The 15,122-nt window shown below is 66.4% G+C and carries 10 protein-coding genes and 1 pseudogene; 4 read left to right on the top strand and 7 right to left on the bottom strand.

Annotated features, from left to right (window positions below; translation table 11 throughout):
- Positions 1 to 33: 33 nt before the first annotated feature.
- Positions 34 to 1,563, top strand: coding sequence for an aldehyde dehydrogenase family protein (locus ACFVJ5_RS05910; protein WP_379218740.1), 1,530 nt, complete (start codon positions 34 to 36; stop codon positions 1,561 to 1,563).
- A gap of 93 nt (positions 1,564 to 1,656) precedes the next feature.
- On the opposite strand, the gene ACFVJ5_RS05905 is transcribed toward ACFVJ5_RS05910, so the two are convergent.
- From ACFVJ5_RS05905 to ACFVJ5_RS05885, 5 genes and pseudogenes are all read right to left on the bottom strand, one after another.
- Positions 1,657 to 2,322 carry a TetR/AcrR family transcriptional regulator gene (locus tag ACFVJ5_RS05905; RefSeq protein ID WP_379218739.1) on the bottom strand — a complete coding sequence of 222 codons (666 nt, stop codon included), beginning with the start codon at positions 2,320 to 2,322 and terminating at the stop codon, positions 1,657 to 1,659.
- Positions 2,323 to 2,393: 71 nt separating this feature from the next.
- The gene (locus tag ACFVJ5_RS05900; RefSeq protein WP_379218738.1) at positions 2,394 to 3,260 is read right to left on the bottom strand and encodes an oxygenase MpaB family protein; all 867 of its coding nucleotides are present in this window, start codon (positions 3,258 to 3,260) and stop codon (positions 2,394 to 2,396) included.
- Positions 3,261 to 3,443: 183 nt separating this feature from the next.
- On the bottom strand, positions 3,444 to 5,114 hold the full coding sequence (locus ACFVJ5_RS05895) for a GMC oxidoreductase (protein ID WP_379219792.1): 1,671 nt from the start codon (positions 5,112 to 5,114) through the stop codon (positions 3,444 to 3,446).
- A gap of 8 nt (positions 5,115 to 5,122) precedes the next feature.
- A pseudogene (locus ACFVJ5_RS05890) lies at positions 5,123 to 6,774 on the bottom strand (acyl-CoA synthetase).
- Positions 6,775 to 6,808: 34 nt separating this feature from the next.
- Complete coding sequence (locus ACFVJ5_RS05885) at positions 6,809 to 8,293, bottom strand: flavin-containing monooxygenase (RefSeq protein WP_379218737.1); 1,485 nt, start codon at positions 8,291 to 8,293, stop codon at positions 6,809 to 6,811.
- A gap of 135 nt (positions 8,294 to 8,428) precedes the next feature.
- On the opposite strand from ACFVJ5_RS05885, the gene ACFVJ5_RS05880 reads away from it, so the two are divergent.
- A complete protein-coding gene (locus tag ACFVJ5_RS05880; protein ID WP_379218736.1) occupies positions 8,429 to 9,463 on the top strand; it encodes an AraC family transcriptional regulator in 1,035 nt (344 codons plus the stop codon).
- A 103-nt stretch (positions 9,464 to 9,566) separates the two neighbouring features.
- Positions 9,567 to 10,715, top strand: coding sequence for an acyl-CoA dehydrogenase family protein (locus tag ACFVJ5_RS05875; RefSeq protein ID WP_379218735.1), 1,149 nt, complete (start codon positions 9,567 to 9,569; stop codon positions 10,713 to 10,715).
- A 71-nt stretch (positions 10,716 to 10,786) separates the two neighbouring features.
- Here ACFVJ5_RS05875 and ACFVJ5_RS05870 read toward each other — a convergent pair whose 3' ends face one another.
- Together ACFVJ5_RS05870 and ACFVJ5_RS05865 are read right to left on the bottom strand one after the other, a co-directional pair.
- On the bottom strand, positions 10,787 to 12,952 hold the full coding sequence (locus tag ACFVJ5_RS05870) for a 3-hydroxyacyl-CoA dehydrogenase NAD-binding domain-containing protein (RefSeq protein WP_379218734.1): 2,166 nt from the start codon (positions 12,950 to 12,952) through the stop codon (positions 10,787 to 10,789).
- Between the two features lie 37 nt (positions 12,953 to 12,989).
- Positions 12,990 to 14,204 (bottom strand): acetyl-CoA C-acetyltransferase, encoded by a 1,215-nt coding sequence (locus ACFVJ5_RS05865; protein WP_379219791.1) that lies wholly within the window; start codon positions 14,202 to 14,204, stop codon positions 12,990 to 12,992.
- Positions 14,205 to 14,280: 76 nt separating this feature from the next.
- Here ACFVJ5_RS05865 and ACFVJ5_RS05860 point away from each other — a divergent pair, with 76 nt between their 5' ends.
- A complete protein-coding gene (locus ACFVJ5_RS05860; protein ID WP_379218733.1) occupies positions 14,281 to 14,937 on the top strand; it encodes a TetR/AcrR family transcriptional regulator in 657 nt (218 codons plus the stop codon).
- Positions 14,938 to 15,122 lie beyond the last annotated feature (185 nt).

Here is a 15,122-nt window from a genome sequence, read left to right as displayed (position 1 = left end):
TCCGTAGACCGATACGGCTATCCAGGAGAAAATGTGTCTGATTCCGCAACACCCACCGTCGACGCCACTGAACTGGCTGTTCGCAACCCGGCATCCGGAGAACTGGTCGGCACCGTCGCCGTGTCGACCCCGGAGGAGGTAGCCGCAGCCGCAGCCGCGCTGCGCAAGGCTCAGCCGCGGTGGGCTTCGATCAGCGCGGCCGGACGGAAGCAGTGGCTGCTCAAGCTGCAGGATTGGGTGCTCGACCATACCGACGAGCTGGCGGATTCGATTCAAGACGAGTCGGGCAAGCCCAGGGTCGAGGCAGAGGTCGAGGTCGCGTTCACTGTCGATCTTCTGGGTTACTACGCACGAAACGCCGCGAAATTTCTCGCCGATACCGCCGTGAGCCCCCACACCCCGCTGATGCGGATCAAGAAGTTGACCACCACCTACACGCCGTATCCGGTGGTCGGCATCATCACGCCGTGGAACTTTCCGCTCGCCATGCCTGCCTCCGATCTCGTTCCGGCGCTCGCCGCCGGTGCTGCCGTGCTGCTCAAGCCGTCGGAGGTGACCCCGCTGACCCCGCTCGCGCTCGCCCGCGGCTGGGCCGAGATCGGCGCGCCGCCGGTGTTCACGGTGGTCTCCGGGTCCGGCGCCACCGGTGCCGCGGTGGTCGACAACGCTGATTTCATCCAGTTCACCGGCTCCGGCAACACCGGGCGCCGCATCGCGGTCGCGTGCGCGGAACGCACGTTGCCCTACAGCCTCGAGATGGGCGGCAAGGACCCGGCGATCGTCCTCGCCGACGCCGACCTCGACCGCGCGGCCAACGGCATCGCCTTCGGTGCGCTGACCAACGCCGGGCAACTGTGCGTGTCGGTGGAGCGGGTGTATGTCGAGGCCCCGGTGTACGACGAGTTCGTGAACAAGCTTGTCGCCCACGTCAAGACGCTGAGGCTCGGTCGCGACGACCGCAGCGGCAACATCGATGTCGGTCCGCTCGCCAACCAGGCGCAGCTCGATATCGTCACCCGCCACGTCGATGACGCGCTCGCCCGCGGCGCGCGCGCTCTCACCGGCGGAAAGGCGACAGGCGAGGGGAACTTCTTCGAACCGACGGTGCTGGTCGACGTCGATCATTCGATGTCGTGCATCACCGAGGAAACCTTCGGCCCGACCATCCCGGTCATCAAGGTCGCTGATGCGAAGGAGGCGATCCGGCTCGCCAACGACTCCGAGTACGGGCTGTCGGCTTCGGTGTGGACGGGCAACAAGTCTCGCGGGCAATCGATCGCGCGGCAATTGACTGTCGGCGCGGTGAATATCAACGACGCCACCATCAACCTGTTCAACTTCGCGCTCCCCCACGGTGGTTGGGGTCAGTCCGGCACCGGGTACCGATTCGGCGGCGCGGATGGCGTGCGCAAGTACTGCCGCAAGCAGGCGATCACGGCTCCGGCGCTGCCAACACAGAAGTCCGAACTCGTCTGGTACCCGTACAGCCTGAAGAACTTCGGGTTCATGCGGAACGCGATGCGCGCGGCCGGTGCTCGTGGTCGGCGCCGCTTCGGCAGGTGAGTGAGCCTCGCAGCGGGTGGATGTCTCGCCGACCGGTGACACATCCGCCCGAGGCGAGCGGTGATCACTGCCCGCGAGAGGGAAGCAGCGAGGTCAGGCGCCGGCCTCGTGCGCCGCGGCGCGCACGTCCAGCGGACGGAACCCGGGTGCGATGTGATCGCGGGCGAACCGGCGCGCCGCCGCCTCGTCGTCGAGCGGGATGACCGTCGGCCTGGTCAGCACCAGCGACAGCGCGGTACGAGCCACCAACTCGGCCACGGGGAGCGGGTCGTAGGCGGGGAGCTTGCCCGCCTCCTGCAAGCGAGTGATGAACTCGGCCAAGAAGTCACGACCGAGCTCGATCACCGGCGCCCCACCGGTGGTCAGGTAGGGCAGCACGGTGGCGGCGTCGGTGGCGAGGAGGCGGTCGAGCAACGGGTTGTCGCGCAAGCCGAGGGCGAAGGCGACGAACAGTTCGACGATCTGGTCTTCGGCGCTGGCACCCTCGTCGGCCTGCCGGCGCATGGAGGCGTCGGCCTGCTCCAGCAGGTGGCGCACCTGCCAGAGCCCCACCGCTTGGACCACGTCGGTCTTCCCGCCGAACCGGCGGTACAGGGTCGCCAGGGACAGACCGCCGCGGCGGGCCACCTCAGCCATGCTGGTGCGCTTGATCCCGAAGTCCAGAAATGCGGCCAAGGCGCCGTTCAGGACATCGGCGTTATCGCGTTCGACGCCGCCGTGTCCGCGAATCCGTGCCAGCAACCTGATCGACTCGGCCATATCCCATTCCCCTCAGCTGACAAGAGCCCGAACATAATGTGGTCTGCCGGTAGCCCGCAACCTCGACTCTGTCAGACCAGTGGGCGGCCGAGCCGCTGACGCCGCCGCATGTCCCGGAGCACGGTCGAGTACGGCACGATCCGCGCACGGACGGGTAGCCGTCCGTAGACGGCCCCGATGGCCCGGAACATCAGCCGATGCCGGCGCTCCTGTTCGTCGGTCCACGGAAGGTAGAGCTGTGCGCGCATGGTTTCGGGCAGCAGTCCGGTGACAGCGAAACGATGAAAATTGGCAAGCCGACGCGGCCTCGGAACATTGCGCAAACCCACCAGCTTGCGCAGATATTCGGCGACCACGTCGTCGATCTGCATGGTCGCCAGCCCCGATTCGAAGTAGCTTTCGAAAGCCGCCAGGTCGGCGGGCCACATGTCGGGCCGCATCTGCAACCCGGTGCCGAACCTGGCCCCGTACTGCACGAAGACTTCCTTGGTTGCCCTGTCCAGTGGTCCATAGAGCCGTTCGTGGGTATCCATGACTCCCCAGCACAGGCAGACCGCGACCCACTTCTGCAGCTCGGGATCGAACGCGTTGTACTTCACCTCGGCGCCCGGCGCCGAACGAACGCGCCGATGGACGCTACCGACGGCCTGTCGATACACGTCCCGGTCCTCCTCGGTACCGAGCATCGCCACCGCGATGTAGGTCAGCGTGGTGCGCAACCGCTTCCACGGATGGACATCGGCGCGGCCGGACTCGACGGTGCTCTCGACGACGCCGTACCCCACCGGCCGGTTCGCGAGCTGCACGATCACATTCGCGCCTGCCCCGGCGAAGGCGCCGATCCCGTCGAGAAATCGCTCGATATCGAAGTCCTCGACGGTGCCGTATCGGCACCGCAGGACCTCGCCGAGATCGTCCACCATCACAGGATCGGTCACCGTTGACACTTCACGCATAGTCCTGCGCCTCCTTCTGCTGAGAGCCACTAAGGCAATGATACAGTGAGATGATATTCAACTAATCGACTCAGCGGGGGCTTTCGGTCAGTGCCGCTACGCACCGACGCCCCGCAGCGCCGACAGCGCTGCGGGGCGTCGTGGTTACTGAGCGATGGTGCGCGGTCACCCCTGAATCGAGTAGCGCAAGGCCGCGGGCGCGGTGGCAGGAACAGCGGGTTGCTTCGGCAGGATCGGCGCGAGGCGGACGTAAGCCGAACCCAGTGCGGGACGGGGGTCGATCTCACCCTTGTTGGGCCAGAACGCCATCGCACGCTCTGCTTGAGCGGTGATGGTCAACGACGGGTTCACCCCGAGGTTGGCCGTGACCGCGCTGCCGTCGGCGATGTGCAGGCCTGGATACCCGTAGACCCGCTGCCACGGGTCGACCACACCGGTGTCGGCGGAGTCGCCGATCGTGGCACCGCCGATGTAATGCGCGGTGGCCGGAATACCCAGGAGGTCGGTGACCAGATTTCCCGCGTCACCATCGATTTCGGTGGCGTACTCGCGCGCGATCTCGTGTGCGATCGGGATCCACTCGGGATTCGGCTCCCCCGACCCCTGTCTGGTGACCAGACGGCGCCCCTTCAACGAGGAGGTCAGCGAGTTGTCGAGTGATTGCATCACGAGCAGCACGACCGAGCGTTCGGCAGCACGGTGCACATTCTTAAGCCGGATGAACTCGAGCGGATGCGCCGCCACCATGAGCAGCAGCCGCAGCTCGCGGAACGCGCCGCCGTCGACCATCGGCAGGCCCTGGGTGAACAGCGCGTTCTGCCCCTTGCCGTACGAGCACACCTCGATATGGGTGTGCGGCTCGGGATGAATGGAGGAGGTGATCGCCACGCCCTGGGACATGTCGTATCGACTGCGACTGCAGACCGCGACCACTGCTTCGGAATTGCTTCTGGTCAGCTCCCCGAGCCGTGGCGACAACCCGGGCAGCACACCATCGTTTCGCATGCGATGCAGCAACTTCTGGGTACCCAACGCGGCCGCGGCGAAGACGACCTGACCCGCGGTGAACCGGCGCCGATCCCGGCGGACGATACCGCCGGAACGCATGGTCTCGACGAGGTAGCCGCCGTTGCCGTCCGGCCGTACCGCGGTGACCGTGGTGAGCGGGTGCACTTCGGCCCCGTTGCGCTCGGCCAGGTACAGATAGTTCACCGTGGTGGTGTTCTTCGCATTGTGTGTGCATCCGGTGAGGCATTCGGAGCAATGAATGCAGCCCGCGCGCGTCGGCCCGGCACCGCCGAAATACGGATCGGGCACCTCCGCGCCCTCCGCACCCTCGTTGAAGAAGACCCCGACGTTCGTGCGGTGGAACGTGTCGGCGACCCCGCGGCGCTCGGAAATCTTCAGCAGCACTTCATCTTTGGGCCCGACACGCGGATTGGTCTGCACGCCGAGCATCCGTTTGGCCTGGTCGTAATACGGCGCCAACTCCGATTTCCAGTCCGTGATGTGCGACCAGGCTCGGTCCTCGTAGAACGCGGGCAGCGGCTCGTACAGGGTGTTGCCGTAGATCACCGACCCACCGCCGACGCCCGACCCGCTGAACACCGCGCACTTGCCGAGCACGCTGATCCGTTGCGGTCCGGTCAAGCCGAGTCGGGGCATCCACAGCGACTTGCGGATATTCCAGTTGGACTTCGGGAAATCCTCGGGATTCCACCGCCGTCCGGATTCGAGAACGCCGACGCGGTAACCCTTCTCTGTCAGCCGCAGGGCGGTGACGCTGCCGCCGAATCCGGAACCGATCACAATCACGTCGTAGTCGTATTCGGTCATGGCTTCGCTCATCGCCCCACGTGTCCGTCGACGACGTACTCGGTCAGTGCCTTGCGCACGATCTTGCCGGTGGGATTGCGTGGCATCTCGTCGAGGAACACCACGTCGCGGGGCACCTTGTACCGGGCTAGATTCTCTCTGACATAGCTCCTGATCTCTTGCGCGTCCGGCTTCTCGTCCGTGGCGGCAACGATGAAGGCGCGCAATCGCTGTCCGAAGTCCGCGTCGTCGACACCGATCACCGCGACGTCGGCGACATCGGCGCGACCCGCCAGCAGATTCTCCACCTCCAGCGGATAGACGTTCTCGCCACCGCAGACGACCATGTCGTCGTCGCGGCCGTCGATGAACAGCAGCCCGTCGGCGTCGAAGTGGCCCATGTCCCCGGTCGACATGTACCCGTCGATGATCTGTTTGGTCTTCCCGTCGGTGTACCCCTCGAACGGGGCGACGGTGCGGGCGAAGATTCGCCCGGAGACGTTCGCCCCGGTGATTCGGCGATCCTCGCTGTCGTAGAGCGCGATGCGCGCGGTGACCGGTGCCCGCCCGACTGTGCCCGGCGCACGCCGCAATTCGTGTGGCTGGGCGACGGCGGTGATCGCGACCTCGGTGGAGCCGTACCGTTGTACAGCACGTCACCGAAGGCGTCCTGCCATCGGATCGCCAGGTCGGGCGGAAGCGGGGCGCCGCCGACGAAAACCGTGCGCAGCGTCGAGGTGTCGTACCGGGCGATGACCTCGGGACCGAGCGCGAGAATGCGGTTCAGCTGGGTCGGCACCGCGACCAGCATTTCGACCGAATGCCGCTCGATCGCGGACAGGGTGGCCTCCGCGTCGAAGCGGCGCCGCAGCACGATTTCGGCGCCGAGCGCGCTGGCTATGGTCCAGGTGCCCATGCCGGTGGTGTGGAAGACCGGAGTCGCGATCATGACGACCCCACCGCGAGGGAACGGCACCCGGTCGATCACCAGCGCAGTGGCGAACGGAGAGACCTTGGTGCGCGGCGCGCCCTTGGGCAGACCGGTGGTGCCGCTGGTGAGGATGATGAAGCCCGCGGGCCGGTCCGGCGGGGGCAGCGGGTCACTGCTGTTCGCCGACATCAGCATGTCGATGGTCACCGCGCTCGGCTGCATTGTGTGGTCCGCATCGATCCAGGTGAGGATCCGTGGCGTCGTCTCGGGCAGGGCATCGACGAGCCCGGCGAATTCGCTGTCGAACAGAATCGCGCGAACCTTCTCCCGCGCAGCGACTTCGGTGAGTTGCGGCTTGGCGAAACCGGTGTTCAGCATGGCCAGCCGCAACCCGGCCTTGCCCGCCGCCACCATCGCCAGCACCAGGCCGCGATGGTCACGAGCCAGCACGCCGATCACCTCGCCGCCGCGCAGGCCCTGCCCGAGCAAACCGTGGGCCAGAGCGTTGGACTGTTCGTCGAGCTCTCGGTAGGTCAGCACGCCGCGTTCGTCGGCCAGCGCGGGTTCGTCGGGCCGATCGGCTGCCCCGGCGCTGATCATGGCCGCTTGTGGGCCGTAGGAGTTGTTGAGCGCGATCATGCGTTTGATCCGGCGCGGTCGCCGTAGGTCGATCAGGCCGGTCTGGTGCAGTCGGCGCACCGCCGCCACCTTCTCGCATACGTCGGCCACGATGCCGTTCGTCAGCTTCATCGATGAGCCTCTTTCGAATTCCGGTCCGCGAATGTCACTGGCCCGCAGGCGTTGTCGTGCCGGCGTTCAGGTGATAGTGCTCGGGGCGCAGCGTTCGGGTCTGTAGGCGATAACTCGCGACCGCGCCCGGCCAGTTGTTGGTGATCCGGCCCGCGGCGTTGCGATACCAGCTCGAGCACAGACCCCACGGCGTACGGTCCAGCCGGGCTTGCAGCTTCACGTCGTATTCCTCGGCCACCGCACGCCGGACATCGAGGGTGTGCGCCGGATGGCGCGACAGTTCCTCGAGCGCCTGGCGGATGTAGCGGGCCTGCGATTCGATCATGTAGACGATCGAGCCGACGCCCAGGTTCGTATTGGGCCCGTACACCATGAACATGTTCGGGAATCCGGGCACGGTGATGCCGTGATAGGCGCGGGCTCCGCCCTGCCATTCATCCTCGAGCTTGCGCCCGTTCGCGCCGTGGATCGTCATCGGCCACAGGAATTCGGTGCCCTTGAACCCGGTTCCGTAGATGATCACGTCGACCTCGTGCAGCACGCCGTCGGCGGTTCTCACCCCGCCCGGCAGGACTTCGGCGATCTCGGTCGTCTCCACCCGCACGTTCGGCTGGGTGAGTGCCGGATAGTAGTTGTTGGAGAACAGCCCACGCTTGCAGCCGGCCGGGTAGTCGGGCGTCAGTTTCGCGCGCAATTGCGGGTCGGTGACCTGCTTGCGCAGATGATTCACGGCGATCTTGGTGACGAAGCCCCTGATCGCGGGGACATCGGCGATGCCCAGTGACAGGAACTCACACAGCGCCCAGACCGCGAATCGCTCGGCGAGGCGGACCGGCGGCACCGCCGCGAACATCCGGTGATGCCACGGCTTGTACTCGACATCGGGCTTGGGCAGCACCCACGCCGCCGAGCGCTGGAACAGTGTCAGCGCCGCCACCCGCGGCTGGATCGCGGGCACGAACTGGATCGCGCTGGCACCGGTGCCGACAACAGCTACCCGTTTGCCCGCCAGGTCAACGCTGTGGTCCCACTCCGCGGAGTGAAAAGCGGGTCCGGCGAACGAGCCGATGCCGGCGATGGTGGGCAGCGCGGGCCGCGAGAGCTGACCGACCGCGGAGATCAGCACGTCGGTGGTTGTCTCGTAACCGTCGGCGGTGCGCACCGTCCATGTCCCGCTCGCATCGTCGAATTCGGCTTCGGTCACCTCGGACCCGAACCGGATGCGCTCGAGCAGACCGTTGTCGCGTGCCACGTCCCGCAGATAGGCGTGAATATCGGACTGTCCCGAGAACCGCTTGGGCCAATCGGATTTCGGCGCATAGGAGTACGAGTAGAGCGGGGAGGGAATATCGCACCCGGCGCCCGGGTAGGTGTTCTCCCGCCACACCCCACCCACATCCGAGGCCCGCTCCAGGATGACGAGGTCATCGAAACCGTGGCGCAGCAGTTCCATCGCCATGCCGAGGCCGCCGAACCCGGTTCCGATGATGACAGCGGACGGCATTGTCCGAGTGCGCATAGCGGAGCTCCTCATGTCGTTGATCCCTCCGATCAACGGTAGGTCGCGGTCGACGCGGTGACGAGGACGCCCGAGGACAGAAAATTGACATTTCAGGCCATAATGGAGGGCATGCGCGCGCGGCAGGAGCCAGAAGTGGACACGTGGGACTTCCCCCGGGGTGTCGCCAGCGTCGCCGTGATGAACCGGTTCGCCGTCGAGCACGGAGCCGATGCCACCTCGATCCTCACCGGTACCGGCCTGTCCGTCGCCGACCTCGACTCCGCCGACCGCCAGATCGATGCCCGCACGGAGCTGCTGGTGGTGCGCAATCTGCTGCGCGAACTCGGAACCAGGCCCGCGCTCGGCATCGAGGTGGGACGCAGTTACCGCATCAGCGCCTTCGGCATCTACGGCTACGCCTGGATCACCAGCCCCACCCTCGGCGAGGCGATCTCCTTGGCGCTGAGCTACTTTCAGTTGAGCTTCGCGTTCTGCACACCGGTCGTGGAGTTCCACGACCAGCAGATGGTTGCCCGGATCCGACACGATCGGATCCCTGATGACGTCCAGCAATTCCTCGTCGAACGCGACACCTTCGCGATGCATCGGGTGCTCAACGACCTACTCGGCCGACCGGTGGACATCCACCATGCGCGGTTCGCGTTCCCGGAACCCGACTATGGCGACGCCGTCGCCGCGATCCTGGGCGTCGACCCCCGATACGGACAGGCCGAAACCAGCATCACGATCACCGCCGAGACTCTGAATCAGCCACTGCCGCAGGCGAATCAGGCCACACTCGCCCTGTGCCTGGCGCAATGCCGGGAACTGATCGATCGCCGGACCACTCGCACCGGGATAGCGGCTGACGTTCGCGACCACCTGCTGGCAGGCACCGGTACCGCGGGGATCGCGATTCCGCCGTCGGTGGACGCGGTCGCCCACGACCTCGGCACCACCGGCCGCACGCTACGACGACATCTCGCGACGGACGGCACCAGCTACCGCGTCCTGCTCGACGAGGCGCGGCGGGGTCTGGCCGAGGACATGCTGACCGCCACCGCGCTCTCGGTCGAGGAGATCGCCGTGCGGCTCGGCTACACCGAGGCAGGCCCCTTCATCCGCGCCTTCAAGCGCTGGACGGCCACCACTCCGGCCGCCTACCGGCGCACCCGAGGTCGCCGCTGATCACGGCGACCCGGACCGCCCACAGTTCACTATTGACGTTGTGCCAATATATCTGACAATCTGATTCCGCAGATTGAGGCAGATTGCGTCCTGGGAGGCACTGATGACCGCACAAGCGGGCTGGGTAGACGATGAGATCGTGGCCGTTCGCGAACTCGCGACGAAGTTCTTCGAGAAAGAGGTGCTTCCTGGCGCCGAGCGGTACAAACAGCAGGGTCACCCCGACCGTGACCTCTACCTCAAAGCAGGCAAGCTCGGGTTGCTGGCCCCGTCTGTTCCGGAAGAGTACGGCGGCGGAGGCGGCACCTTCGCCCATGAGGCGGCGATCATCGAGGCCCAATCGAGGGCAGGCGACACCTCCATGGGCCTCGCGATCCACTCCGGGATCATCGCGCCCTATCTCGTCGAGTTCGCCTCCGAACAGCTCAAGGCGCGCCTGCTGCCCAAGGTGGTCAGCGGCGAGTGCCTGCTCTCGATCGCGATGACCGAGCCGGGAACGGGATCGGACCTGCAGAACATTCAGACCAGGGCGGTGCGCGACGGCGACGAGTACGTCATCACCGGTTCGAAGATGTTCATCAGCAACGGCGCGCTCTGCGACGCGGTCATCATCGCCGCCAAGACCGACCCCGACAAGGGCGCCGCCGGGGTGTCGCTCATCGTCGCCGAGGTCGGTGACGACACCCCCGGCTTCACCCGCGGGCGGACTCTGTCCAAGATCGGCGGCACCGGCCAGGACACCGCCGAGTTGTTCTTCGACGGTCTGCGGGTGCCGGTCGGCAATCTGCTCGGCGAGGCCGAGGGCCAGGGCTTCTATCAGATGATGAAGCTGCTCCAGCAGGAGCGACTCGTCTGCGCGGTGATGGCCGTGGCGTCGATGGAGGCCGCGGTCGCGATGACCATCGCCTACACCAAGGATCGGCAAGCGTTCGGAAAGTCGCTGCTCGACTTCCAGAACACCAAGTTCGAGCTCGCCGAGTGCGCCACCATCGCCAGAATCGGTCGCGTCTTCCTCGATGACTGCCTCACCGACCACCTGGCGGGTGAGCTCGACGTGGCAACGGCGTCGATGGCCAAATACTGGCTCACCGATCAGTTGAGCGTGGTCGCCGACCGGTGCCTGCAGCTGTTCGGCGGATACGGATTCATGACCGAGTACCCGATCTCGGAGATCTTCACCAGTGCGCGGGTGCTTCGTATTCTGGCGGGAACGAACGAGATCATGAAGGAACTGATCGCCCGATCCCTGTAGCCGCTTCCAGCACAGAACCCCCGCCGCCCAGGAATACCGGGCGACGGGGGTTCTGTTCGTCGTCGTGACCGTCAGCCGAGAGTTTCCCCGGCGGCGGCCTTGACTCGCAACGACTCCGGGACCTCGAACCGGTCGCCGTAGGCGGCCCGCAGCTCATCGGCGCGCGCGACGAAGCCGGCCAGTCCGCCCGCGTACTGGTTGATGTACTGGATGACACCACCGGTCCAGGCCGGGAACCCGATGCCGAAGATGGAACCGATGTTCGCATCCGGCACGGTGCGCAGTACGCCCTCGTCGAAACACCGCACGGTATCGAGGGATTCGGCGAACAGCATCCGTTCCTGCATGTCGATGAACGCGATGCCGTGATCGTCGCGGGTGTACTTTTCGACCAGTCCCGGCCACAGGCCCAGCTTCTTGCCGTCGGCGTCGTATTCGTAGAAGCCGCGACCCTCCAGCCGGCCCGGGCGCTCGAAGTCGTCGACCATCGCGTCGACGAGCGGGTACGCCTTCGAGTCGACCCAGCCCTTGCCCTCGGCGAGCAGGTTCTCCTTCAGGCTGCGCCGAATCTTCTGCGCCAGCTTCATATTGATCTCGTCGGCCAGCGCCAGCGCACCGACCGGGTACCCGGCCTGGGTGGCGGCCTGTTCGACCGAGGCCGGATGCACGCCCTCGGCGACCAGCGAGATCGCCTCGTCCATGAACTGGCCGATCACCCGGCTGGTGAAGAAGCCGCGGCTGTCGTTGACCACGATCGGGGTCTTCTTGATGGCGAGGGTGTAATCGACGGCACGGGCGATCGCCTCGTCGCTGGTCTGGTCGCCGACGACGATCTCGACCAGCGGCATCTTGTCCACCGGGGAGAAGAAGTGCAGTCCGATGAAGTCCTTCGGCCGCTGCACGCCCGTGGACAGGTCGGTGATGGGCAGGGTCGAGGTATTGGAACCGAGCAACGCGTCCGCGTTCACCAGGTGTTCGATCTCGCCGAACACCTTCTTCTTCAGGCCCGGATCCTCGAACACCGCCTCCACGACGAAGTCACAACCGGCAGCATCGGAGGGGTCCGCGGACGGGTGGATGCGACCGAGGATCTCGTCGTACTTGTCCTGCGTGATCGCGCCCTTGCGCAGGGCCTTGTCGAGCAGCTTGGCCGAGTAGGCCTTTCCACGCTCGGCCGCCTCGATGGTGACGTCCTTGAGCACGACCTGCATGCCGGCGCGGGCCTGCACATAGGCGATGCCCGCGCCCATCATGCCCGCGCCGAGCACGAGGACCTTCTCCGGCGTGCGCACGGGGAAGCCTTCGGGGCGGCTGCCGCCCTTGTTGATCGTGCCCAGATCGAAGAACAGGGACTTGATCATGTTCGTCGAGACCTGGCCACAGATCAGGTTGGTGCAATAGCGGGTCTCGATCGCGAACGCGGTGTCGATATCGACCTGCGCGCCCTCCACCGCGGTCGCGAGCACCGCGATCGGTGCGGGCATCGGCGAACCCTTGAGCTGCTTGCGCACATTCGCCGGGAACGCGGGCAGGTTCGCCGCCACCGCCGGGCTCGACGGGGTGCCGCCGGGGACTTTGTAGCCCTTCACATCCCACGGCTGCGCGGCTTCGGGATTGGCCGTGATCCAGGCGCGAGCCTTGTCGAACATCTCCTCGCGAGTGGCGGCGACCTCGTCAATGATGCCGACCTGCAACGCCTTCGCGGGCTTCATCCGCTGGCCCTGGCCGACGACATCGAGCACCGCGCTGGTGATACCGAGCAGCCGAACCGTCCGAGTGACACCACCCGCGCCGGGCAGCAGCCCGAAGGTGACCTCGGGCAGGCCGAGCAGGCTGCCCTTGGCGTCGAGCGCGATCCGGTGATGGGTGGCCAGCGCGACCTCGAAACCGCCGCCGAGCGCGGTGCCGTTGATCGCGGCGACCACCGGCTTGCCCAGCTTTTCGAGCCGACGGAACGCCGCCTTGTAGGTGTCGAGGCCGAGTGCGATCTGCGGTGCGGTCTCCGGTGTCGCGTTCATCAGCAGGTTCAGGTCACCACCGGCGAAGAAGGTGTCCTTGCCCGAGGTGAGGATGACCCCGTCGAAGCTGTCGCGCTCGGCCTCGAGCCGGTCGACGGTCGCGGTGAGATCGCGGGCGAACGCCTCGGTCATCGTATTGGTCGACTGGTTCGGGTCGTCCATCGTGAGCACGAGCACCCGATCGGCGCCGAGCTCCCAGGCAATCATGTTGTCAGTCATTGCTTTTCGTTCTTCCTTCGGTATCGGAGTCCGACGCTCAGACGCGCTCGATGATGGTGGCGATGCCCATACCACCGCCGATGCACAGCGTGATCAGCGCGCGGCGCGCTCCCCGGCGCTCGAGCTCGTCGACCATGGTTCCGGTGATCATGGCCCCGGTCGCGCCGAGCGGGTGGCCCATGGCGATGGCACCGCCGTTGACGTTGAGCTTCTCGTCGGGGATGTTCAGCTTCTTCTGGAAGTTGAGCACCACCGAGGCGAAGGCCTCGTTGAGTTCGAACAGGTCGATGTCGTCGACCGTGAGCCCGGCCAGCGCCAGCACCTTCTCGGTCGCCGGGACCGGGCCGGTCAGCATGATCGTGGAATCGGCGCCGCTCACCGCGGAGGCGACCACGCGGGCGCGCGGCGTGAGACCCGCGGCGACACCGGCGGATTCACTGCCGATGAGCACCAGCGCCGAACCGTCGACGATGCCGGAGGAGTTGCCTGCGTGGTGGACGTGGGTGATCTTCTCGACATGGTGGTAGCGCTGCATCGCAACGGCGTCGAAGCCGCCCATCTCCCCCATCGCCGCGAACGACGGGGCCAGCCCGGCCAGGCTTTCCACTGTGGTGTCGGGGCGCATGAACTCGTCGTGGTCGAGCAGCACCGCGCCGTTGATATCCCGCACCGGGACAATCGATTTGGCGAAGTAGCCGCCCGACCAGGCGGCGGCGGCCTTGCGCTGCGAGCGCACCGCGAAGGCGTCGACGTCCTCACGGGTGAAGCCCTCGATCGTGGCGATCAGGTCCGCACCGACACCCTGTGGCACGAAGTAGGTGTCGTAGTTGGTGACCGGGTCCATCGCCCACGCGCCGCCGTCGGAGCCCAGCGGAACCCGCGACATCGACTCCACGCCACCGGCGATGACCAGCTGCTCCCAGCCCGACCGGACCTTCTGGGCGGCGGTGTTGACGGCTTCCAGACCCGAGCCGCAGAACCGGTTGAGCTGCACACCGGCGACGGTGTCGGGCAGCCCGGCCGCCAATGCGGCGGTCTTGGCGATATCGGCGCCCTGATCGCCGACCGGCGACACGACGCCGAGCACGATGTCATCGATCGCCGCCGGGTCGAGTCCGGGATGGCGGGTCTTCAGTTCGTCGATGAGCCCGACCACCAGGTCGAGCGGCTTGACGCCGTGCAGCGCGCCGGTCTTCTTGCCACGCCCACGCGGCGTTCGGATCGCCTCGTAGATGAATGCCTCGGTCATGATTCTCTCCTCGCTCGAATCTGACAACAGGATGCAGCAGATTTGGAAATCTGACAAGGCTTTGTGGCAGACTCGGCGCATGGTCAAGGATCGTGCGTACGCGGGTGTGCCTGCCGAACAGCGGCGCGCGCAGCGCCGGGTCACGTTCCTGGAGGCCGCCAGGGAGATCGTCGGCACCCAGGGCTCGGCCCGGCTCACCGTCGGCGGCCTCTGCCGCCAGGCCGGACTGACCGAGCGATACTTCTACGAGAGCTTCACCAACCTGGACGGCGTCGTCACCGAGGTCTACGACCAGGTCATCGGCGAGCTGACCGAGCTGATCGCCGTCCGCGTACGCGCCGCCCCCGATCCCCTGCGCGACAAGGTGCACGCGGCCATCGCCGCGGGCCTACAAGCGGTCGCCGACGATCCGCGGCTGATCCGCATCGCCTTCACCGAAGCCCAGCTCAATCCCGCCCTCAACGCACGCCGCACCGCGACGATCCGCGGCTTCGCCGCGCTGGTGCTGGCGACGGTGAACAAACAACTCAGCCCAGAAAGCACCGGGGCCGCGGGCGCATACGGCGAGCTCGCCGCCATGCACCTAGTCGGCGGGCTGTACGAGACCGTGTACGGCTGGCTCAACGGAGCACTCGACCTGACCAGAGACGAGCTCGTCGACGAATCGACCGAGATCTTCCTCGCCGTCGTCGAGCAGATTCTGGGACCGGAAAGCCTCCTGAGGCGCCGGAGTTAGCCCGACGCCTCGATCAACTGCGCGGCACACTCCTACGCCGCACACGTGCTGACCCCTTTCGGACGAGAGCGCTTCGCGCCTCAGCCCCGATCGGTCGTGCAGCGAGTTCCGTTCCGCACGAGCGGTTTCCACCCTGTACGAACACATCGACGTTGTGCGAGTATGACTGACAAATTCTCTCATTC

This window comes from Nocardia sp. NPDC127606, assembly GCF_042671725.1.
Taxonomy (GTDB): Bacteria; Actinomycetota; Actinomycetes; order Mycobacteriales; family Mycobacteriaceae; genus Nocardia.
The sequence above is the reverse complement of the archived record's forward strand: the minus strand, read 5'-3'. Positions and strand labels throughout refer to the sequence as shown.